Source organism: Sphingopyxis sp. OPL5 (genome assembly GCF_003797775.2).
GTDB lineage: Bacteria > Pseudomonadota > Alphaproteobacteria > Sphingomonadales > Sphingomonadaceae > Sphingopyxis.
In genome coordinates, this window is the sequence record NZ_CP060725.1 from 3877485 (window position 1) to 3899054 (window position 21570).

A 21570-nucleotide genomic window follows, 5' to 3' on the forward strand; every position below is an offset into this window, starting at 1 on the left:
CAGAACCCATTCCCCCTGCCTGCGCGATCGATCGGCCCTGTATCGATCACTGCCGTCGTCGCTTTTCGCAACGTGGCGAAAGGCATAGGGTTCCGCACCCGGAAAAGTGCGGGTCAGGTTTCCGCGCGCAGATGGCCGGCCATGATCTCGGCCTGACGGTTCACCGACAGGTTCGCCAGCGCGTAGTTTCGCGCCGCTTCATCGGCATATTGCCCCTTGTCGAGCAGATCGCCGAGCAGTTTCGCGAGGCCGGCAACGTCGCCTTCGTCGAACAAATGCCCCTGCCCGCCCATCACTTCGGGGATCGCGCCCGATCGGCTGCCGACCATGGTGCGACCGCACGCCATCACTTCCTGGATGACGCGGCCGTACTGCTCCTTCCACTTGGGGGTGCTTAGCGACGGCAGGACGACGATGTCAGCTGCGTTCATGTAACGCGCCATGTCTTCGTGCCGGGATTCGAAAAAAGTCACGCGATCGGATAGTCCGAGACGCTCGATCTGCGCCTGGAGCTGCGCGGTGTAGCCCGAGGCGCCGATGAAATCGTCGATCAGGAACTGCCAGGGGCGGTCACGGATGCGGTCGAGCGCGTCGATCAGGACATGGATGCCCTTTTCGGGGGTCTGGCGCCCGAAATAGGCGATCACTGGCCGGGTGAGACCGAGCTCGGCGCGCACCGCGGCGCGTTCGGCTTCGGGCAAGGGCTGGAACAGGCGCGGGTCGAAACCGATCGGCACCTGCGTCGCGGTCAGCCCCATCGCCTCGATCAGCGCGGTGCCATCCTGGCTGAGCGTCAGCACGCGGTCGACCTTGCGGCGCGCCGAGCGGCGAAGCCACGCCTTGACCAGCGCCGAGGCGATGCCGGCGGGCTGGCGCGTTTCGAGCGCCTTTTTGAGGTCGATGCCCAGGCTCTGCGGCATATTCTCGGCAGTGAGCGACCACAGCCGCGCGTTCGGCGCGACCTGTTTGGCCTGCCGCACCATCATGCTCGCGGGATCGCTGTCGCAATAGATATGCGTCGGCTGGAAGGCATCGACGACTCCCTGTAGCCCCTGCAACCTGTGGGTGCGCTGGTTGGTGCCGGTGAGGTCGAGCAGCGTGAGCTCATAATTTTCGGGCGGAAAGTCGGGGGTGTCGCGCCACTGGCCGCCGACGAAATGGCGGCGCGGGACGACGAGCTGGACGGGGATGCCGAGCGCGCCGATTTCGCGGAACAGCGCGCGATTCACCGGCTCGTGGCACGAGAGCGAGATGGCGAGGAGACGCGGGGTGGTCACGCGGTAAAGGCGGCGATGGTGCGGCGGGCCTCGTCGGCGATCGAGGCCGAGGGCGCCCAGCCAAGCGCGCCGAGCCGCGCGATGTCGACCGTGAACGGGCTGCGGAAGGCGTCGGTGCCGTCGCCATAGCCGATCCCGACGGGCTGCGGTGCGGCGACGGCGATGGTCTCGGCGAGCGTCTGCATCGTGATCGCACGCCCGGCGCCGAGGTTGAAGAGATTGTTCCAGCCACTTGTCGCGCGCAGCAACAGCTCGACCGCGGTGATCGCATCGCCGAACGGCAATATGTCGCGATAGCTCTGCCCGTCGTTGCGCAGGCTCATCGCGCCGCTTTCGGCGACCTGACGGCAGAGATCGAGGAAGATCAGCCCCGCCTGTTCGCCAAGGTCCTTGTGCGCGGGCGCGCCGACCATGTTGGTCGGGCGGAGGATCGCGATGCGCTCGGCGACGTCGCTGGCGGTGAGATCGCCCTCGATCGCGAGGTGCGTCTTGCCATAGGGATGGCCCGGCGCCTTGGGCATGTCTTCGGTATAAAGCGCGGCGGCATTGCCGCCATAGACGTGGAAGGTCGAGAAATGGATCAGCCGCGTCGCCCTGCCCTCGCGCAGCGCGGCGAGGCAGGCGGCGGCGGTGCTGCGGCCCTGTGCCATCGCGGCGTCGGCGTCCTTGCCCGCCGCCTGCGCGCCCGGCATCGCGAGATTGACGATCGCGTTGAAATCGCCGCCGGGCAGCTCCGCGTCGCGGCTGCTGTCGTAGCGAAAGGACGCGATGCCGCGCTCGGCGAGCCATGCGGCGCGCGCGGGCGTGTCCGAGCGTACCGTGACCGCGACATCCCAGGCGCCGGCCAGCGCCTCGGCCAGCCGCGCCCCGAAATATCCGCTGCCGCCGACGAGCAGCAGCCGGCCATCAGCCATGGCGAACGTCCCAGTTGTACGGGATCTTGTCGGTGAACGGATCCATGCGGTCGATCTCGTCGGCCGAATGGACGTGGGTGGTGCAGTTCGCGACGATCGCCGGATACTGACCGTAACCCTTGAAGCCGTTCCAGACGAAGGGCGGCACGGTGACGAGGCAATAATTATCCTCGCCCATGAAGATTTCCTGGAGTTCACCGCGCGTCGGCGAGCCTTCGCGGTCGTCGTAGAGGACGAATTTGATGCGGCCGTGGACGACGGCATAGTTCAGCGTCATTTCGCTGTGGATGTGCCAGGCCTTGATCGCGCCGGGCTGGACACACGAGAAATAGATCTCGCCGAACTGGTCGAAATGCGGCGCATCGCTGCGCAGCATGTGCATGATCTTGCCGCGCTCGTCCGCTATTTGCCGCAGCGGTGTAATCAGGACGCCGTCGATCATTCTATTCCCCTTGGGTTGGTTCAGGCCGCCCAGGCGAGCGATTTCGCTCGCGCCTCGGCGACGAAGGTTTCGATATCGTGACGCGTCTGGTCGAGCGCCGGCGCCTGGTCGGCGACCACCGCCTTGTACCAGCCCGCAGTCAGCGCGACGCCGCCGGCGAAGTCTAGCGTCGGCGCCCAGCCGAGCTTGTGATACGCCTTGTCGATCGACAGGCCGAGCAGGCCCGCCTCGTGCACCGCGCCGGCTTCCGCCGCGTTGATCCATTCGCCGGGCCAATGCTTGAGGAATTCGGTGACCAGCCGCTCGACCGAGCCATTGGCTTCGACCCAAGGGCCGAAGTTGAACGCTTCGGTGACGTCCGCCGGCGATTTTACCCGCGGCGTGGTCGCGGCGCCGCCGAGCAGCGCGCCGAGCCAGAGATAGCCGCTCAGCGATTCCAGCACATGCTGCCAGGGCCGCGTCGCCGCCGGGTTGCGCAGGCGGATCGGCTCGCCCTTGGCCAGGCTGCGCACGCAATCGGGGACGATGCGGTCGAGCGACCAGTCGCCGCCGCCGATGACATTGCCGGCGCGCACCGTCGCCATCTTCACCGGGCTGTCGGGGGCGGAAAAGAAGCTGCGGCGATAGCTGTGCGCGACGATTTCGGCGGCGCCCTTCGACGCGCTATAGGTGTCGTGGCCGCCCATCGGATCGTCCTCGCGATATCCCGACAGGACTTCGCGATTCTCGTAGCATTTGTCCGAGGTGACGCAGACGACCGCCGCCGGATTTCCGGCGCGGCGCAGCGCGTCGAGCAGGTTGACGGTGCCCATGACGTTGGTCGCCATCGTCTCGACCGGATGGTCGTAGGAATAACGAACGAGCGACTGCGCCGCGAGGTGGAAGACATAGTCGGGCCGGTGCGCCGTGACGACGTCGTACAGTGCATCGGCATCGCGCACGTCGCCAAGGATATGCGTCATCCGGTCGGCGAGACCGAGGCTGTCGAAATGCGACGGGCCGTCATCGACCTTGTGCGAGAAGCCAACGACATTGGCGCCGAGCATCAGTAGCCATTCGGCCATCCACGAACCCTTGAAGCCCGTGTGACCGGTGAGCAGCACAGTCTTGCCGCGATAGGCGTCGCCGAACATCGCGGTGCCTACCACTTTTTCCAGGGTGCCTGCCCGTCCGCCCACAGCTCGTTGAGCAGCGAATATTCGCGCGGCGTGTCCATCGGCTGCCAGAAACCATTATGTTCGTACATCATCAACTCACGGTCGGCGGCGAGGCGTTCCATCGGCTCGCGCTCGAGGATCAGCTCTTCGCGATCGTCGAGATAGTCGTCGACGAAATTGCGGTTGAAGACGAAGAAGCCGCCGTTGATATGGCCGCCCGACACCTGCGGCTTTTCGTTGAAGCTGGCGACGACGCCGCCCTCTGTCCCGAGTTCGCCGAAGCGGCCCGGCGGGTAGACGCCGGTGAGCGTTGCGGTCTTGCCATGGCCCTTGTGGAAATCGACGAGCCCCGAAATGTCGATATCGCCGACGCCGTCGCCATAGGTGGCGCAGAACTGATCGACCCCGTCGAGATAGCGCGCGCCGCGGCGGATGCGCGCGCCGGTCATCGCGTCCTCGCCGGTCTCGGCGAGGGTGACCTTCCAGTCTTCGGTCTGGTGCTTGTGGAACTGCAATCGGTCCTCGCCGCGCTTCGACAGGTCGACGGTGACGTCGGACGACTGGTTCGCGTAATTCAGGAAGAAATCGCGGATGATGTCGCCCTTGTAGCCGAGCAGCAGGACGAAGTCGGTGATGCCGTGCGCCGCATAGATTTTCATGATGTGCCACACGATCGGCTTGTCGCCGATCGGCACCATCGGTTTGGGCAGCGTTTCGGACACTTCGCGCAGCCGGGTTCCCCGGCCGCCACAGAGAATCAATGCTTTCATAGGGGTGAGCTCGTTCCGTTCTGATTGTCAGGATGTGGCGGAATCAATTGGGCTATCAAGCGCCCGCTCGGTAGCCGCAAAGCCAGGACGCTGCAACGCGCTTCGAACCTTGATCGCCAATTCATGTGCCGCAGAAGGTCACATAAGGGGCGCCTTCGGCAGGGCCCGGGCCGGCATAAGCCGCCCAGTCGGCGCGTTCGACATAGGGCGCGCGCACGACTTCGAGCAGCGCTTGGAACGGCGCCAGATCGCCCTGCTCCGCGGCCGTCAGTGCTTCTTCGACCCGGTGGTTGCGCGGGACATAGCGCGGGTTCACCGCATCCATCGCCGCGGCGCGTTCGAGCGGATGGATATCCTCGCGTTCGAGTTCGGCCCACCAGCTGGCAATCCAGGGCGCCATCACCTCGGGTTGCGGGAGCAAGGCTTCGAGTTCGCTCGCATCGCCGCGCAGCAGCGTGGCGAGGGCGCGGAAGAAGCCGGTAAAATCGATCGCATGGGTTTCGAGTTCGCCGAAAAGATTGTCGATCAGCTCCGCATCGCCCTCATGCGCGCTGGCAAGGCCAAGCTTGGTTTGCATGCGGGCGAACCAATGGGTGCGAAAGCGGTCGGGGATCGCATCGACGAGTCCCTTGGCCTTCTCGACGTCCGCCGGATCGACGGCGTGGATGGCAGGCAGCAGGGCTTCGGTCAAACGCGCCATGTTCCAGTGGAGGATCTGCGGCTGACGGCCATAGGCGTAACGGCCATTGGCATCGATCGAGCTGAACACCGTGTTGGCGGAAAAGCGGTCCATGAAAGCACAGGGGCCATAATCGATCGTCTCGCCGCTGATCGCGACATTGTCGGTGTTCATCACGCCATGGATAAAGCCGACCCCGAGCCAGTGCGCAACCAGTTCGCATTGCAGGCCGATCACGCGGTCGAGCAGCGCGAGATGCGGGTTGGGGCTTGTCGCAAGGTCCGGAAAATGACGCCGAATGCTATAGTCGGACAATTGCACCACATGCTCGGCGCCGAAGTGGGCGGCGAAGAACTGGAAGGTGCCGACGCGGATATGGCTGCTCGCGATGCGGGTGAGCACCGCGCCGGGGTGGGCGCGTTCGCGCTGGACGCGGTCGCCGGTCGCCACCGCCGCCAAGGCGCGCGTGGTCGGCACATGCATCGCCGCCATCGCCTCGGAGACGAGAAATTCGCGCAGCACCGGGCCGATCGCGGCCTTGCCGTCGCCGTTGCGCGAGAAAGGCGTCGGACCCGAGCCCTTGAGCTGGACGTCGAAACGCGCCCCATCGGGGGCGACGATTTCGCCGAGCAGCAAAGCGCGGCCATCGCCGAGCTGCGACGAGAAGTGGCCAAACTGATGCCCCGCATAGGCAAAGGCGAGCGGATTGGCGCCGCCGGGCATCGCCTCGCCCGAGAAGAGGCGCACGAGCGTATCGTCATCGGCGCCGTCGATATCGAGGCCCAGTTTCCGGGCGAGCGCATGGTTGAAGACCAGCAGCTTCGGCGCCGAGGGCGGCGCGGCTTCGGCGGGGGCGTAAAAGCCCTCCATGTCGCGGTGAAAACTATTGTCGAAGGCGAAATCCATGGCCCTGCTCCTCGCCTTTCTATGTCGAGCCTGTCGGGCGCGAATGCAAGCGCCGGGCGTCAGCGCCGGTGCGCGAGGAACCAGTCGTAGGTCGAGGCGATCCCGTCGCGCAGCGCGATGCGCGGCGACCAGCCCATGCCGGCAAGCTTGGCGTTCGACATCAGCTTGCGCGGGGTGCCGTCGGGCTTGTCGGTGTCGAGGACGATCTCGACATCGGCGCCGACGACCTGACAGACGAGGCGCGCGAGGTCGATGATCGCGATGTCGGTTCCCGACCCGACATTGATGTGCCCGGCGTCCGAATAGCGCTTCATCAGGAAGACGCAGGCGTCGGCGCAATCGTCGACGTGGAGGAATTCGCGCATCGGCGTGCCGCTTCCCCACAGCGTCATCGTCTTGGCGCCGCTCTCTTTCGCTTCATGCGCCTTGCGGATCAGCGCGGGCAGCACATGGCTGGAGTTGAGGTCGAAATTGTCGCCGGGGCCATAAAGGTTGGTCGGCATCGCCGAGATATAATCGGCGCCATATTGCCGGCGATAGCTTTGCGCGAGCTTGATCCCGGCGATCTTGGCGATCGCATACCATTCGTTGGTCGGCTCGAGCGGGCCGGTGAGCAACGCCTCCTCGACGATCGGCTGCTCGGCGAACTTCGGATAGATGCACGACGAGCCGAGGAAGCAGAGTTTCGCGACGTTGGCGCGGTGCGCCGCATCGACGATATTCGTTTCGATGACGAGATTCTGGTAAAGGAAATCGGCTGGAAAACTATCGTTGGCAAGGATGCCGCCAACCTTCGCCGCCGCGAGGAAGACCGCGTCGGGCCTTTCGCGCGCGGTCCATGCGCGCACCGCCGCCTGGTCGAGCAGGTCGAGCGTATCGCGCCCTGCCGTCAGGACCTCGCAATTCTCATCGGCAAGCCGGCGTACCAGCGCGCTGCCGACCATGCCGCGGTGTCCCGCGACCCAGACGCGCTTGCCCGCGAGCGAAAAGGCCTCAGTCATGCGACGGGGTCGTGCCGGCCTTGTATGCCGCGACGTCGGCGGCGACCATTTCGCGGCACAGCTCGCGCACCGAGGTTTCGTGGCGCCAGCCAAGCTTTTGATGCGCCTTCGACGGGTCGCCGATCAGCAGGTCGACCTCGGTCGGGCGGAAATAGCGCGGGTCGACCTCGACGAGGCATTTGCCGCTGGCCTTGCAATAGCCCTTTTCGTCGACGCCCTCGCCCTTCCACTCGAGCGCGATGCCGACATCCTCGAACGCCCATTCGACGAAGTCGCGCACCGGCGTGGTTTCGCCCGTCGCGAGGACATAATCGTCGGGCTCGTCCTGCTGTATCATCATCCACATGCCGCGGACATATTCGCGGGCATGCCCCCAGTCGCGCTTGGCGTCGAGGTTGCCGAGGTACAGCTTGTCCTGCTGGCCGAGGCTGATCGCCGCAGCGGCGCGGGTGATCTTGCGCGTGACGAAGGTTTCGCCGCGCAGCGGGCTTTCATGGTTGAACAGGATGCCGTTCGACGCGTGCATGCCATAGGCTTCGCGGTAGTTCACGACGATCCAATAAGCGTAGAGCTTCGCCGCCGCATAAGGGCTGCGCGGATAGAAGGGCGTGGTTTCGCGCTGCGGCACTTCCTGCACCAGCCCGTACAGTTCCGAGGTCGAAGCCTGATAGAAACGGCAGGTCTTTTCCATGCCGAGGATGCGCATCGCCTCGAGCAGCCGCAGCGTGCCGATCGCGTCGCTGTTCGCGGTATATTCGGGGGTCTCGAAACTCACCTGCACATGGCTCTGCGCCGCGAGGTTGTAGATTTCGGTCGGTTTCGTTTCCTGAACGATGCGGATCAGGTTGGTGCTGTCGGTCAGGTCGCCATAATGAAGGTGGAAACGCGAGTTTTCGACGTGCGGGTCCTGGTAGATATCCTCGATCCGGCTGGTGTTGAACGAAGATGAGCGGCGCTTGAGGCCGTGGACGACATAGCCCTTGTCGAGCAGCAGCCGCGCGAGATAGGCGCCATCCTGTCCGGTAATTCCGGTCACAAGGGCAATTTTTTCCTGTTCCGCCAAGACTTTATTCCTCGTTCCGGGGAGAGTGTTCGAGCGCGTGTGATCCGCGCTATTCGGCGGTGCATCCCTTTCCGCGCCTAGCCCGCGAAGTCAACCGGGCTGTTGCCGGCAGGGGAACTTCGCCCTTGTTGCCAAAGGCTCACATGTCTATCGCGGCCATGCTGCGGTGCCACAAACCGCATCCGACAGGAGATGATTGTTGACCGTGTTGATTACCGGGGCCGCCGGATTTATCGGTTTCCATCTCGCGCGGCGGTTGATGGGCGAAGGCCGGCCGGTGATCGGCATCGACATCGTCAACGACTATTACGACCCGGAGCTCAAGCGCGCGCGGCTGGCGAAATTGTCGGCGGAATATGGCGATCTCTTCACCTTCCGCCAGGTCGATTTCGCCGACGCGACCGCGCTCGACGAAGCGCTCGCCGACCTGAAATTCGCCGATATCGCGCATCTGGGCGCGCAGGCGGGGGTCCGTTATTCGATCGATAACCCGCGCGCCTATGTCCAGTCGAACCTCGTCGGGCATCTCAACCTGCTCGAAGTCGCGCGGACCCGCGGTGTGCCGATGGTCTATGCCTCCTCCTCGTCGGTCTATGGCGGCAACAAGACCCTGCCCTTCCGCGTCGAGGACCGCGTCGACCATCCGATGTCGCTCTATGCCGCGACCAAGAAGGCCGACGAACTGATGAGCGAGACCTACGCCCATCTCTATCGCATCCCGCTGACCGGCCTGCGCTTCTTCACCGTCTATGGCCCCTGGGGCCGCCCCGACATGGCGATGTGGATCTTCACCAAAGCGATTTTCGAGGGGACGCCGATCCAGGTGTTCAACGCCGGCGCGATGCGCCGCGACTTCACCTATATCGACGATATCGTGTCGGGCGTCGCTGCGTGCATCGCCAATCCGCCGCCCGACGACGGCGAACTCAAGGCCGGCGGCAGCGTCGCGCCGCACCGGCTCTACAATATCGGCAACAACCGGTCCGAAGAGCTGACGCGGATGATTTCGCTGATCGAGGAGGCCTGCGGGCGCGAGGCGATCAAGCAGATGGCGCCGCTGCAACCCGGCGACGTCCCCGAAACCTATGCCGACATCAGCGCGATTTCGGGCGACCTCGGTTACGAGCCGACGACCCCGATCGACGTCGGCATCCCCAATTTCGTCGCTTGGTACCGCGACTATCACGGGCTTTGACGCCTCCCCCACTCCCCCAAGGACCGCTGCCAAAGCGGCAAAGGATCAGAGCGAAAATGAAAATCGTCGTCATCGGGCTGGGCTATGTCGGATTGCCGCTCGCGGTCCAGCTCGCGAAGCATTTCGACACCGTCGGGCTGGACAGCAATGCTGCGCGGATCGCCGAGCTGCGCGATGGTCACGACCGGACGGGCGAGGTCGATGCCGCGGCATTGGCCGCGTGCGGGCTGGCGCTGACCAGCGATGCGGCGGATTGCAGTGGCGCCGACCTCTATATCGTGACCGTACCGACGCCGATCGATGCCGACAACCGCCCCGACCTGTCGCCGGTGCGCAGCGCGACACGCACCGTCGCGGCCCTTCTCGACGCGGCGAAAACGCCGACGGTCGTCTATGAAAGCACCGTCTATCCCGGGGTGACCGAGGATATTTGCGGGCCCATGATCGAGGACCTGTCGGGGCTGGTGCGCGGGCGCGATTTTTTCCTCGGCTATTCGCCCGAGCGCATCAATCCGGGCGACCGCGAGCATACGGTCGACAAGATCATGAAGGTGCTGGCGGGCGAGAACGACCAGGTCACCGAATTGCTCGCCACCGTCTATGGCAAGGTGACGAGCGGCGGGGTGTTCCGCGCCAGGTCGATCCGCGCCGCCGAAGCCGCGAAGGTGATCGAGAACGCCCAGCGCGATATCAACATCGCCTTCATCAACGAAGTGACCAAGATCTTCTCGGCGCTAGACATTTCGGTGTGGGACGTGCTCGACGCGGCGCGGACGAAGTGGAATTTCCTGCCCTTCGAACCCGGCCTCGTCGGCGGCCACTGCATCGGGGTCGACCCCTATTATCTCAGCCACCGTGCGCAGGAACTCGGCATCGACCCGCAGGTCGTGTTGTCGGGCCGCGCGATCAACGACGGCATGGCGCAGTGGATGGCCGACGGCATCCACGCCGCGCTCGGCAAGCCGGGCGCCGACATCCTGATCCTGGGACTGACCTTCAAGGAAAACGTCCCCGACCTGCGCAACAGCAAGGTCATCGATCTGGTGCAGGCGCTGCGCGGACACGGCCACAGCGTCGCGGTCCATGACCCGCACGCCGACCCCGCCGAAGCGCGGCACGAATATGGACTCGACCTGGCATCGATGCCTGGCGAACCCACCTATGACTGCGTGATCGGCGCGGTGCGCCACGAGGCGTTTCGCACGCTTTCAGGGGCCGATCTCGCGGCGATATTGCGTCCCGGCGGGCTTGTCGCCGACATCAAGCGCATGTGGCCGGCGCCTGCCGCCGACGCGGCTTCGACCCACCGCTACTGGTCGATTTAACCATCCGGGGGTGGCGCATGCGGCAATATCTGCCTAAGGCGCGGTCAACGACTGAAAACATGGAAGAATGAATGTCGCGTTCCCGGGAGTCCCTCTTCGATCGTTGGTTTCTGGCGATTTTCCTGATCGCCATCCTGCTGTTCGGCGGGTCGGCCCGCGTCGACAGCGTCGGGCTGGTGATCGTGCGCACGCTGGCGATCGTCGCGATCGCGATTGCTCTTCCCTATTGGGTTGAGGAGCGCGGGCGTGACCGGCTGCAACGCTGCCGCCCGCTGCTGCTGCTCCTCGCCGCCACCGCGGGATGGATGCTGATCCAGATCATCCCGCTGCCCGCCGGCCTTTGGTCGGCGCTGCCCGGCCATGGCGAACTCGCGTCGCGGATGACCGCCGCCGGGGTCGAGATCGGCTGGCGCCCGCTGGCGCTGTCGCCGGGCCGCGCGATCCATTCGCTGCTCGACCTGCTGGTCCCGCTGGCGGTCGTGCTGCTGGTCGGGCGCACGTCCGACCAGGATTTGCGGCAACTGCCGCTGCGCCTGCTCGCCTTCCTCGGCGTCGCGGCGGTGTTCGGCGTGCTGCAATTGCTCGGCGGTGAGGGCGCGCCTTATTTCCACCGCATAACCAACACCGGCGCCGCGGTGGGCTTTTTCGCCAACCGCAACCATCATGCGGTGCTACTCGCGCTCTATTGGCCGCTGCTGCTGTGGTACGTCCATGGCCGCGCCGATCGCGCCGGCAGCCACGCCGCAACCCTGCTCGGCGTGCTCGGCGGGGTGGCGATGATGCTCGCGATCATGGCGACCGGCTCGCGCGCCGGCCTAGCCATCGGCGGCGTCAGCTTCCTCGTCACCAGCATCTTGCTCTACCGGATGCGCAGCGCCGCGGTCGGCACCGAATCGGCGGCAAAGATCGTGCGGCTCACGCTGATCGCGTCGATCGCCGGAACGCTCGCCGGTGCGGCGGCGATGCTGTTGTTCGGGGCTGGTTTCATGGATCGGCTCGACCAGAGCGACGTGGTCGCAGACCTGCGTTTCGCGGTCCTTCCGACGCTCAACGCGATGATCTGGCACTATGCGCCGTTCGGCGGCGGTTTTGGCAGTTTCGAGGCGGCGTACAAGATCGTCGAACCGGTCAACCTCCTGTCGCTGCAATATCTGAACCACGCCCATAACGACTATCTCGAGCTGTTGATCGACGGCGGATTTCCCGCGCTTCTGCTGCTGGTCGGCTGGGGCGTGATCGTCTGGCGCGCGGCGAAGCGCGGTTGGCAGCACGAGCAGTCGGCGCCGACCGACCGCATCGGAATCCTCGTATCGCTGATGATGCTGGCGATTTTCGCGGCCGCCAGCCTGGTCGATTATCCGCTGCGGACGCCCGCGCTCGCCGCGATGGCGACGCTTGCCACGGTGCTCGTCTATCGTCGCCCCGACATCCCCAGCGCGCGCCGCAAGGGGCAAAAGACCTCCGCCGGTTTCCGCTGAACCGATGCTGCGTTGCGACATAGGTTTGATTTTGCGGTTTCCTTTGCGGGGTGGGCGGGCTAGTCCCCTCAGGACATAAAAAAGGGATGATGTTTCGGTGAACTTTCGTTTGGCTATCGCTAGCCTGACCGCCGCCTGCCTGTTGGCCGGCTGTGGCGGTCGCCCGCAGCTCACGAGCACCCAGACGCTCCAGGTCATGGACGGCAATGCGCTGCCCGCGCCAACCGGGAACGACCTCGTCGGTGAGACGCGTCCCTATCTGATCGGCCCGTTCGACCGGCTCAGCGTCGACGTCTATGGCGTCCCCGACCTCAGCAAGCAGGTGCAGACCGACGCTGCGGGGATGATCCAGTTGCCGCTGGTCGGACAGATCAAGGCATCGAACCAGACGAGCGCCGAACTCGCCGAGGCGATCGAGCAAAAGCTCACGCGCTTCGTTCGCCGCCCCGATGTCAGCGTCAACGTCACCGAATCGGTCAGCCAGGTGCTGACGGTCGAGGGACAGGTGGCGCAGCCGGGCCTGTATCCGGTGGTCGGCAAGATGTCGCTGATCCGCGCCGTCGCGCTCGCCAAGGGGACGACCGAATTCGCCAAGCTCGACGATGTGGTGATCTTTCGCACCGTCGGCGGGCAACGCATGGCCGCGCTCTACAATCTGAAAGCCATCCGGACCGGCGTGTATGACGATCCCGAAGTCTTTGCCAACGACGTCGTCGTGGTCGGCGATTCGCCAGGGCGCCGCCTGTTCAAGGACATCTTGGCGACCACACCGCTGCTGGTCTCGCCGATCGTAGCTCTCATCAAGTAAGATTTGCAGGAAGTTCGACTCGCTCCATGACCGACGCAACCCCCAAATCCCAGCCGTTGCCCGTGCCAGCAAGCCAGACCGCCGAAGGCGATCAGGGGCGGCAGGCCGGCGGCTTCGCGACGGCGATGCCGTGGATCCTGCAATATTGGCGCGTCGCGCTGCGCTGGAAATGGGTGATCATCGGCACGATCATCGCCTGCCTGATCGGCGGCGCGGTCTACACCATGCTCGCCCAGCGCATCTATACCGCGAACGCACGGATCGAGGTTTCGCGTACCGAATCCAAGGTGCTCAACATGAGCGGCGTCGAGCCCGAACGGGGCGGCCGCGTCGAGCAGGAATTCTATCAGACGCAGTATAACTTGCTGCGCGCCCGTTCGCAGGCCGCGCGCGTCGCCAAAAGCCTGAACCTGGCGCGAGACCCGACCTTCCTGGCAGCCTTTGGCGGCAAGGCGCCGCCATCGTCGCTGCGCGTGATGTCGAAGGCCGAACTCGATGCCGCGACCCGCGGCGTCGCCTCGGTGCTCGGCAGCATGGTCCAGATAAAGCCGGTCATCGGATCGGCGCTGGTCGACATCTCGGTGTCGACCCCCAACCCCGAATTGTCGGCGAAGATCGCCAACAGCTGGGCCGAGAATTTCATCGCCGGCAATCTCGAGCGCCGCTATGATTCCGCGTCCTACGCACGCCGGTTCCTCGAGGATCAGCTGCAGCAGACCAAAGCCAAGATGGAAGAGGCCGAGCGCGAGATGATGAGCTATGCCGAACGGCAGGGCATCCTCACCATCGCGCAGTCGGACAGCAGCGACCCGAAGGCACCGACCGTCGAACGTTCGATCATGGCCACGGACCTGGTCGCGCTGAACGATGCGCTCAATAAGGCGACGATCGAACGGATCGCCGCCGAGAGCGCGTTGAAGGCCGCAACCGGACAGGCCTCCGCCCTCGCCAGCGGGAGCGCCAGCGTCGCCGGCCTGCGCCAACGCAAGGCGGACCTGCAATCCGAATATGCCAAGCTGATGGTGATATTCCAGCCCGACTACCCGCCGGCGCAGGCGCTCGACCGCCAGATCAAGGAAGTCGACCGGGCGATCAACGCCGAGCAGAACCAGGTCGGCGGATCGAACGTCGCGACCGCGCGCGCCGCCTATACGGCCGCAGCCGCCCGCGAAGAGGAACTGCGCTCGCGCGTGTCGGGGACCAAGGTCAATCTGGTCGATGAACGTCGCCGCAGTGTCCAGTACGGCATCCTGCAGCGCGAGGTCGACACCAACCGCGAACTTTATGACGGCCTGCTCCAGCGCTACAAGGAAGTCGGAATCGCCGGCGGCGTCGGCACGAACAATGTCGCGATCGTCGATCGCGCGCTGGTCCCCGGCGTGCCGTCGAGCCCGCGGCTGACGAGCAACATGTTCACCGCGCTGCTGATCGGCCTTGCGCTTGCCGCGCTGCTGACGATCATCCTCGCCCAGATCGACACCACGGTCCGCGACCCCGCCGAAGCACAGGAAGTCACCGACCTCCCGCTGCTCGGCGTCATTCCGGATACCGACAACGAACTGGCCATCGAGGAGGTGCGCGATCGCAAGTCGTCGCAGTCCGAAGCCTATCTGTCGGTCCAGACCGCGCTGCGCTTCTCGACTACCACCGGCGTCCCGCGCTCGCTCATGTGCACTTCGACGCGCAAGGGCGAAGGCAAATCGACCTCTTCCTATGCGCTGGCGCTATCGCTCCATCGCATCGGACGCAGCGCGATCATCGTCGATTGCGATCTGCGCTCGCCGTCGGTCCACCGCCTCGCCGGTGTCGCCAATGGCGCGGGGACGAGCAATTTCCTGTCGGGCAACAACGACATCATGGCGATGATCCATCACGACGAACAGGATGGCCTGCCCTTCATCACCGCCGGCCCGATGCCGCCGAACGCGGCCGAACTGCTGTCGAGCGATCGCATCGCCGACCTGGTCGCGGCGCTGGGCCAGCATTTCCAGCACGTCGTGCTCGACGCGCCGCCGGTCCTCGGCCTTGCCGACTCGCCGTTGCTGGCGAGCAAGGTCGAAGGCGTCGTCTATTGCGTCGAGGCCGAAGGCGCCCGAACCAATGCGATCCGTTATTCGCTCGCACGCCTGCGCGCCGCCGGAGCGACCTTGCTCGGTGTCGTGCTGACCAAGTTCGACGAAAAGCGGGCCTATTACGGCTATGGTTATGAATATGGGTACGGCTATGCCGACACGCAGCCGGGTGAATAGGGTCGCAGTCGGGGGCAGGAAAATCGGTGGATCGGGCGCGCGTCATGTCTCGCGCCTGCCGGGCCGGGGTGTCCTCCTCTATGGCGCCGCGGTGCTCGTGGTCTGGCTGCTGGTCACGACGTTCACCGCGTCGTCGGTCATGGCGGTCTACAGCCCGGCGCGCGCGCTGACGCTCAATCCGTTCAATGCCACCGTCAAGGCGCAGATGGCGAGCGACCTCGTCTATGCCACCGGCGACGCGAGCCAGACCGGCGCGGCGGCAAAGCTGAGCCGCGAGGCGCTCGACGGTAACCCGATGCTGCCCGCGGCCTATCGCATGATCGGCCTCGACAACGCGCGCCATGGCAAGCCGGTGAAACCCGCGATCATGGCCGCGACCTATCTTACGCGGCGCGACTATGTCGCCAATCTGTGGCTGATCGAGGATGCCGTGAAACGCGGCCGCATGGATCAGGCGATGACCGACGTCGACGCCTCGCTGCGCACCTCGCGCCGCGGCCAGGCGCTGCTGTTCCCGATCCTGTCGAAGGCGATAGCCGAACCCGAAATGAAGCCGCAGTTCGTGCGGCTGTTTCGTCCGGCGCCCGACTGGCTGCCCAGCTTCCTGAGCTATTATATCGGGACCAAGCAGAAGGCGGTGCCGCTCGCGCAGGTCATCCTGTCGGTGCGCAAGGATCTGCCGCCCAGTTTTGGCGAACTCGACCGGACGCTGATCAGCATGATGGTCGTCCAGCATGATTTCGACGCCGCGCGCGCCTATGAGCGCCAGATCGCGGGCGCCGGGCCGAAAGCCGACACGTCGATCGTCCATCACGGCCGCTTTCAGGAGGAAGGCCCCTACCCGCCGATCGACTGGCATCTGATCCGCGAATCGGCCTATGGCTCGGACATCGCCAAGGACGCGAAGGGCAACCGGCTCGTCGTCGTGTCCGACGAGGAACGGCCCAATCTGGTCGCGCGCCAGCTCATCCAGTTGACCCCCGGCAGCTATCGTTTCGCCACGCGCGGCAGGCTGGTGACCAGCAACGACGATGCGTCGGCGGTCTGGCAGGTCGCCTGCGCCGAACAGGACAAGTCGGGCGTGTTCGCAAGCATCAAATATGCGCGCGGCGTTGCAGCGGATCCCGTCGACTTCAGCGTCCCGAGCGGCGGTTGCCGCAACTATTGGGTCGGCCTGATCGTCGCGGGCGGTTTCGGTACCTCGGCGCTGCAGGCGGAGTTTCAGCAAGTCGACCTTCAGCCGGTCCGCTGATGGCGGCCTCAACATCGGGAAACGATGCACGATGAGCGGTTTTTCGCCGGCGCGGCTTGTCCGCTATGCGATGGCACACCCGATCGGCGAGCGGCAGCGGCTGCGCACCCTTGCGCGGATCGCGCGATGGCAGCTCAGTGCCCGGCTGCTCGGCGGACCGCGCGTCCATTCGTGGGTCGGCGGTAGCCGGCTCGTCGTCGAACGCGGGATGACCGGCGCGACCGGCAACGTCTATTTCGGGCTGCACGAGTTCGCCGACATGGGCTTCGTGCTCCATATGTTGCGTGCCGACGACCTGTTCGTCGATATCGGCGCCAATATCGGCAGCTTCACGATCCTCGCCGCCAAGGTTGCGGGCGCCCGCGTGATCGCGTTCGAACCCGACACCAACACGGTCGCGACGCTGGCGCGCAACATCGACGCCAATGGCGTCGGCGGCCAGGTCGAAGTGCACACGAGCGCGCTCGGCGACCGCGAACAGGAGCTATGGTTCACCAGCGGCATGGACACGATCAACCATGTCGCCGACGCCGATACCCCGGGCGCGGTGCGCGTCCATGGCACGACGCTCGACACGGTGCTGGCGGGCCGCGTGCCCCTGCTCATCAAGATCGACGTCGAGGGCCATGAACCCGCTGTCATCGCGGGCGCGCCGAAGACCCTGGCTTCACCGCAGTTGCAGGCGGTCGAGGTCGAAACGGTGACACAGGACATCGCCGACCTGCTGGCGGGCCATGGCTTCGTGCAGCGCCACTATGACCCGTTCACCCGGCGGCTTTCGTCGACCCCGGTTCACGCCGCGAACAACAGCCTCTATGTCCGCGACGAGGCGCTTGTGGCGCAGCGGCTGCAAAGCGCGCCGCCGGTCGATGTCTACGGAATCGCCGTCTAGGCATCCGGCGATCACACGCGATGAAAATCCTATATATCCAATATGCCAACCCCGGCGGTTTTCCTGCGGCGATGCGCGCCGGGCGGCTGTGGCGCCGCGACGGGCACGAGGTCCGCTATCTCGGCGTCGGGTTCGGCGAGAGCGACCCGCTTGCGGTCGCCGACGATCTTTCGGATGCCTGTGACTGGGTGTATTTCGGGCGCCTGACCCCGCTGCGTTTCGCCGCAAAGGCAGCCGCTCTGGTGCGGCGCTGGAAGCCCGACTGGCTCTATATCGCCGACGCGACCGCGGCGCTGCTCTGCGCACCGGTCCGTGCGTTTCATCGCGGCGGCATCGTTTATCACGAGCATGACTCGCCGGTCGAAGGCGCGTCGGCGCGGCTGCGGGCAGAGTGGGCCGGGCGCAAGGCGATGGCGCGCCGCGCCGACGCCGTCGTGCTGCCCAACGCCGACCGAGCGGCACTGCTGGCGCGCGACGCCGGGCTGCCCGCGGGACGCGCGCCGATCGTCGCCTGGAACACTCCCTGCCGCGACGAGGTCGGGCCGCCGCGCGCCATCGCCGCCGAAGGCCCGGTACGTGTCGTCTATGCCGGGTCGATCAATATCCACCGCGTCCCCTTCGCGCTGGTCGACGCGCTGGCCGCGGTGCCGAACATCGAACTGACGGTGATCGGATATGAGACCGTGTCGTCGCGCGGCCATTGCGACCGCCTCCGCGCCCATGCCGAAACGCGGGGCTGTGCGGATCGGCTGCTGTTCCGCGGCGCGATGCCCTATCACGAACTGCTCGGCGCATTGCAGGGCTATGACGTCACCTTTGCGGCGCTGCCGCTCGATGCCTTCGAAGTCAATTTGCGCTACATGGCCGGGGCCTCGAACAAGACCTTCGACGCGATCGGCCAGGGACAGGCGCTCGTCGTCGGGCCGGGCGCCGACTGGCACGCGATGTTCGTCGAGCCGGGTTATGCGGTTGCCTGCGACCCCGCCGACGCGGCATCGATCGCCGAGGCGTTCCGGAAGCTTGGCGGCGACCGCGACGCGGTGCGCGCGATGGGCGAAGCCGCACGCCAGCGGATGATCGCCGAATGGGCCTATGAAGAGCAATTCGCGCCGGTGCTGCGGATCATGACGCGGACCCGCGGGGGCGCATCGTGAAGATCTTGACGCCGGTCAGCGGCAATCCCTGGGCAGTGCCCGATTGCTATTATCGCGGGCTGGTCCATGCCGGGGCCGATGTCGCTGCTTATGACATCGGCGAAGCGCCCGCCTCGCTGGCCGGGCGCATCCTGCTGCGCCTGCGACGGCTGGCAGGATCGGTAGCGGCGAAGACGCTCGAGCGTGCGGTCGCCGCCGAAAAACCCGACGTGCTGATCGTCTTCAAGGGCTTCGACTATCCCCCCGCCCTGCTCCGCAAAATCGCGGCGCGCGGTGTCCAGCTGGTCAACTACAACCCCGATCACCCCTTTCGCTTTTTCCTGTCGGGCGCGGGCAACGCGAATGTCCGCGACAGCATTCCGGCCTATCGGCTCTATTTCACCTATAGCGGCCCGATCGGGCGCGAAATGCGCGAGGCCTATCCGGACCTGCCGGTCGCCGTGCTGCCCTTCGGCCATGCGGTCGACGATGCGCTGCACGACGAACTCGCGAGCGAGCCCGAGGTGCTGCGCGGCTGTTTCAACGCCAATCCCGACGAGGATCGCGCGGCGGCGGTCCGGCTGCTCATCGAAAATGGCGTCGCGATGGACCTGTTCGGCTGGGGGTGGGAGAAGTTCCTGACCCCGGGGCCGATGCTCGGCATCTATCCGGTCGAGCGCGGCACCGACATGCTGCGCATCCTGCGGCGCTACCGGTTCCAGCTCAACATGTTCCGGCCGCACAACGAAGGCTCGCATAATCTGCGCAGCTTCGAAGTGCCGGCGGTCGGCGGCATATTGCTGGCGCCCGACAGCCCCGAGCATCGCGACTTCTTTGTGGCCGACCGCGACGCCTTTTATTTCGCCACCCCCGCCGAAATGCTGGCGAAGGCCCAGCGGCTGCTGGCGATGCCCGCCGCCGAGGCCGATGAAGTTCGGGCTTCGGCGCGGCGGCGGACGGTCGAAATCGAATCCCATTTCGACGACCGCGCGCGCGCGATGCTGGCCGAAATTCGCCGGGTGATCACGGCATGAAGGTGCTGCTGCTCCTCAACGAAGATTATCAGGCGGCGAGCGGCATCGCGCAATATAATCGCAACGTCGCCGACGCGCTGCGCGGGATCGACGACGCCGAAATGCGGATCGTCTGCCGCGGGCGCATGGGCAGCGCCGCCGCCGACAAGGCGGTGTTCGGCGTGCAGGCGCTGTTCCACTGCCTCGTCTGGCGCCCCGACCTGATCTTTGTCGGCCATATCAACCTCGTCCCGCTGGTCATCGGGATCGCGCGGCGTTTCGGCATCCCGGTCGTCCTCCCTGCGCATGGCATCGAAGTGTGGGACAAGCCGGGTCCCTCGCGGCTGCGCGCCACCGAACAGGTGACCGAAATCTGGCCGGTGAGCCGGACGACGCAGGACCGCATGCGCGACTGGATGCCGGGTGTGCCGATGCACATCGTCCACAATTGCGTCGAGCTGTCGGACTTCACCCCCGGCCCCCGGCCTGACTATCTGGTCGATCGTTACGGGCTGGCGGGCAAGAAAGTGGTGATGACGCTGGCGCGCCTGCCCGGATGGGACCGGCACAAGGGCGTCGACGAGATGATCCAGGCGATGGCCGACCTCAAGGAGCGCCAGCCCGACCTGCGCTATCTCGTCGCCGGCGAGGGCCCCGACAAACAGCGGCTGATCGATCTCGCCGCTGGACTGGGGGTCGCCGACACGGTGATCTTCGCCGGTTTCATCGACCGCGCCGAAAAGCTCGATCATTACCGGCTCGCCGATGCCTTCGCGATGCCCAGCCGCGGCGAGGGTTTCGGCATCGTCTTTCTCGAATCGCTGGCGTGCGGGGTGCCGGTGATGGGCAGCACGCTCGACGGCGGGCGCGACGCGCTGCTCGACGGCGAATTGGGTCTGCTGGTCGATCCGGGCGATCGCGCTGCGGTCGCGGCGGGGGTCGAGGCGGTGCTGACGGCGAAGGCGCCGCCGCGTGCGGCGCTTGACGTCTACAGCTTCGGCGCCTTTGCAAAGAGCATCGAGCAAGCGATGCGCGCGCTGATCGCCGGCACCCGCCTCGGACGACCCTAGATGGAGACGGCAACGCCGCCACCGCGCGCCTTATGGGTCGACCGCGCCAAGGGCTATGGCATCATCCTGGTCGTCGTCGGCCATATCGCGACCGTCGACCGGCTGGTCCACGACATATTCCTGTTTCACATGCCGCTGTTCTTCTTCCTGTCGGGTCTCACCTTCCGGTCCTTCAGCGGCGTCGCCGCGACGCTCGGCAAGGCGCGGGCGCTGCTGCTTCCCTATGTCGCCTTCGCCCTGCTCATCCTGTTTTGCCTGATCCTCGCCAATGCAGCGGTGGGAAGCGGGCTTCCCGTACCCGGCCCGCTTCACTTCCTGTTCGGCGGCACCTTCCTGACCGGTGCGTTCGGGACCTTCTGGTTCCCGACCGCGCTGCTCGCCACCTTGCTTCTGCTGAACCTGCTGCTTCGCCTGCCCTTGTGGGCGCAGGGCGTCGTCCTCGCCGCGACAGCGACCGCTTCCTTCCTGCTCGGCGGTCTCACGCCGTTCAATCCCTATGGCCTGCTGACCGTCGGCATGGCGCTGCCCTTTGCCGCCGCCGGCCATCATGTCGGACTCGATCGGGTCGCAAAAGCCGATTGGAAGGCGGTCGCCGGGCTGGCGCTCTGCGCTGCCGCCTTCTTCCTCCTCGCCCCCTATGGCGGAAAGGTCGATTTCAAATATCTGGATTATGGCGTCTTTCCGGTCGCAACCCTCGCCGCTGCCGCCGCGATCGCCGCGATCTGCTTTGTTTCCGCCGTCCCCGTCCCCGGTGTGGCCGCGATCGGGCGCGCGTCGTTGACGATCATGTACACCCATCTTCTGGTGCTGACGCTGCTCAAACCCGCCTTGGAATGGCCGATTATCGTGGTCGTGGCGGTTGCTGTCGGGGTCGCGCTGCATCGGCTGTTCGCGCTGTCTTCGCCGACGCGGCGGCTGTTGCTCGGCATGCGCGCCTGATGCGTAC

General features: G+C 65.7%; 19 protein-coding genes. 11 read left to right on the top strand and 8 right to left on the bottom strand.

All coding sequences use genetic code 11. The features are described 5' to 3' along the window. Positions 1 to 113: 113 nt before the first annotated feature. The 8 genes from EEB18_RS18705 to gmd form a co-directional block, all read right to left on the bottom strand. Entirely contained in the window at positions 114 to 1277 is a 1164-nt protein-coding gene (locus EEB18_RS18705) for a glycosyltransferase (RefSeq protein ID WP_187140143.1), read from the bottom strand. Further along, positions 1274 to 2191, bottom strand: coding sequence for an NAD-dependent epimerase/dehydratase family protein (locus EEB18_RS18710; RefSeq protein ID WP_187140142.1), 918 nt, complete (start codon positions 2189 to 2191; stop codon positions 1274 to 1276). Before EEB18_RS18710 ends, EEB18_RS18705 begins: the two co-directional genes overlap by 4 nt. Then, entirely contained in the window at positions 2184 to 2633 is a 450-nt protein-coding gene (locus EEB18_RS18715; protein WP_187140141.1) for a dTDP-4-dehydrorhamnose 3,5-epimerase family protein, read from the bottom strand. The genes EEB18_RS18710 and EEB18_RS18715 overlap by 8 nt, the downstream gene beginning before the upstream one ends. Positions 2634 to 2653: 20 nt before the next feature. Then, entirely contained in the window at positions 2654 to 3781 is a 1128-nt protein-coding gene (gene rfbG, locus EEB18_RS18720; protein WP_222943116.1) for a CDP-glucose 4,6-dehydratase, read from the bottom strand. Continuing rightward, entirely contained in the window at positions 3775 to 4560 is a 786-nt protein-coding gene (gene rfbF / locus EEB18_RS18725) for a glucose-1-phosphate cytidylyltransferase (RefSeq protein WP_187140140.1), read from the bottom strand. Before rfbF ends, rfbG begins: the two co-directional genes overlap by 7 nt. 121 nt (positions 4561 to 4681) lie before the next feature. Continuing rightward, positions 4682 to 6145, bottom strand: coding sequence for a protein adenylyltransferase SelO (locus EEB18_RS18730; protein ID WP_187140139.1), 1464 nt, complete (start codon positions 6143 to 6145; stop codon positions 4682 to 4684). Between the two features lie 59 nt (positions 6146 to 6204). Next, positions 6205 to 7146: a GDP-L-fucose synthase family protein gene (locus EEB18_RS18735; protein ID WP_187140138.1), complete on the bottom strand. Its 942-nt coding sequence runs from the start codon at positions 7144 to 7146 to the stop codon at positions 6205 to 6207. Beyond that, the gene (gene gmd / locus EEB18_RS18740; protein ID WP_410468112.1) at positions 7139 to 8182 is read right to left on the bottom strand and encodes a GDP-mannose 4,6-dehydratase; all 1044 of its coding nucleotides are present in this window, start codon (positions 8180 to 8182) and stop codon (positions 7139 to 7141) included. The genes EEB18_RS18735 and gmd overlap by 8 nt, the downstream gene beginning before the upstream one ends. 226 nt (positions 8183 to 8408) lie before the next feature. On the opposite strand from gmd, the gene EEB18_RS18745 reads away from it, so the two are divergent. The 11 genes from EEB18_RS18745 to EEB18_RS18795 all read left to right on the top strand — a co-directional run bounded on the left by EEB18_RS18745 (position 8409) and on the right by EEB18_RS18795 (position 21563). Further along, positions 8409 to 9404: an SDR family NAD(P)-dependent oxidoreductase gene (locus EEB18_RS18745; RefSeq protein ID WP_187140136.1), complete on the top strand. Its 996-nt coding sequence runs from the start codon at positions 8409 to 8411 to the stop codon at positions 9402 to 9404. 56 nt (positions 9405 to 9460) lie between these two features. Beyond that, the gene (locus EEB18_RS18750; RefSeq protein ID WP_187140135.1) at positions 9461 to 10729 is read left to right on the top strand and encodes a nucleotide sugar dehydrogenase; all 1269 of its coding nucleotides are present in this window, start codon (positions 9461 to 9463) and stop codon (positions 10727 to 10729) included. 71 nt (positions 10730 to 10800) lie between these two features. Next, positions 10801 to 12207: an O-antigen ligase family protein gene (locus EEB18_RS18755; RefSeq protein WP_187140134.1), complete on the top strand. Its 1407-nt coding sequence runs from the start codon at positions 10801 to 10803 to the stop codon at positions 12205 to 12207. Between the two features lie 97 nt (positions 12208 to 12304). Continuing rightward, the gene (locus tag EEB18_RS18760) at positions 12305 to 13015 is read left to right on the top strand and encodes a polysaccharide biosynthesis/export family protein (protein ID WP_056351531.1); all 711 of its coding nucleotides are present in this window, start codon (positions 12305 to 12307) and stop codon (positions 13013 to 13015) included. A 26-nt stretch (positions 13016 to 13041) separates the two neighbouring features. After that, positions 13042 to 15264 carry a GumC family protein gene (locus EEB18_RS18765; protein WP_056351533.1) on the top strand — a complete coding sequence of 741 codons (2223 nt, stop codon included), beginning with the start codon at positions 13042 to 13044 and terminating at the stop codon, positions 15262 to 15264. Continuing rightward, positions 15257 to 16516 carry a hypothetical protein gene (locus EEB18_RS18770; protein ID WP_187669026.1) on the top strand — a complete coding sequence of 420 codons (1260 nt, stop codon included), beginning with the start codon at positions 15257 to 15259 and terminating at the stop codon, positions 16514 to 16516. The genes EEB18_RS18765 and EEB18_RS18770 overlap by 8 nt, the downstream gene beginning before the upstream one ends. 31 nt (positions 16517 to 16547) lie before the next feature. Next, complete coding sequence (locus EEB18_RS18775) at positions 16548 to 17408, top strand: FkbM family methyltransferase (protein WP_187140132.1); 861 nt, start codon at positions 16548 to 16550, stop codon at positions 17406 to 17408. A 20-nt stretch (positions 17409 to 17428) separates the two neighbouring features. After that, positions 17429 to 18562, top strand: coding sequence for a glycosyltransferase (locus EEB18_RS18780; RefSeq protein ID WP_187140131.1), 1134 nt, complete (start codon positions 17429 to 17431; stop codon positions 18560 to 18562). Next, on the top strand, positions 18559 to 19575 hold the full coding sequence (locus EEB18_RS18785; protein WP_187140130.1) for a glycosyltransferase: 1017 nt from the start codon (positions 18559 to 18561) through the stop codon (positions 19573 to 19575). Before EEB18_RS18780 ends, EEB18_RS18785 begins: the two co-directional genes overlap by 4 nt. Beyond that, complete coding sequence (locus EEB18_RS18790; RefSeq protein WP_187140129.1) at positions 19572 to 20624, top strand: glycosyltransferase family 4 protein; 1053 nt, start codon at positions 19572 to 19574, stop codon at positions 20622 to 20624. The genes EEB18_RS18785 and EEB18_RS18790 overlap by 4 nt, the downstream gene beginning before the upstream one ends. Continuing rightward, positions 20625 to 21563, top strand: a complete 939-nt coding sequence (locus tag EEB18_RS18795) for an acyltransferase family protein (protein ID WP_187140128.1) — start codon at positions 20625 to 20627, stop codon at positions 21561 to 21563. Positions 21564 to 21570 lie beyond the last annotated feature (7 nt).

Coding starts and splice junctions, on each gene's coding strand:
- EEB18_RS18710 (WP_187140142.1), bottom strand. CDS start 2,191: ATGGCTGATGGCCGGCTGCTGCTCGTCGGCGGCAGCGGATATTTCGGG.
- EEB18_RS18715 (WP_187140141.1), bottom strand. CDS start 2,633: ATGATCGACGGCGTCCTGATTACACCGCTGCGGCAAATAGCGGACGAG.
- rfbF (WP_187140140.1), bottom strand. CDS start 4,560: ATGAAAGCATTGATTCTCTGTGGCGGCCGGGGAACCCGGCTGCGCGAA.
- EEB18_RS18730 (WP_187140139.1), bottom strand. CDS start 6,145: ATGGATTTCGCCTTCGACAATAGTTTTCACCGCGACATGGAGGGCTTT.
- EEB18_RS18735 (WP_187140138.1), bottom strand. CDS start 7,146: ATGACTGAGGCCTTTTCGCTCGCGGGCAAGCGCGTCTGGGTCGCGGGA.
- EEB18_RS18750 (WP_187140135.1), top strand. CDS start 9,461: ATGAAAATCGTCGTCATCGGGCTGGGCTATGTCGGATTGCCGCTCGCG.
- EEB18_RS18755 (WP_187140134.1), top strand. CDS start 10,801: ATGTCGCGTTCCCGGGAGTCCCTCTTCGATCGTTGGTTTCTGGCGATT.
- EEB18_RS18765 (WP_056351533.1), top strand. CDS start 13,042: ATGACCGACGCAACCCCCAAATCCCAGCCGTTGCCCGTGCCAGCAAGC.
- EEB18_RS18775 (WP_187140132.1), top strand. CDS start 16,548: ATGAGCGGTTTTTCGCCGGCGCGGCTTGTCCGCTATGCGATGGCACAC.
- EEB18_RS18780 (WP_187140131.1), top strand. CDS start 17,429: ATGAAAATCCTATATATCCAATATGCCAACCCCGGCGGTTTTCCTGCG.
- EEB18_RS18790 (WP_187140129.1), top strand. CDS start 19,572: ATGAAGGTGCTGCTGCTCCTCAACGAAGATTATCAGGCGGCGAGCGGC.
- EEB18_RS18795 (WP_187140128.1), top strand. CDS start 20,625: ATGGAGACGGCAACGCCGCCACCGCGCGCCTTATGGGTCGACCGCGCC.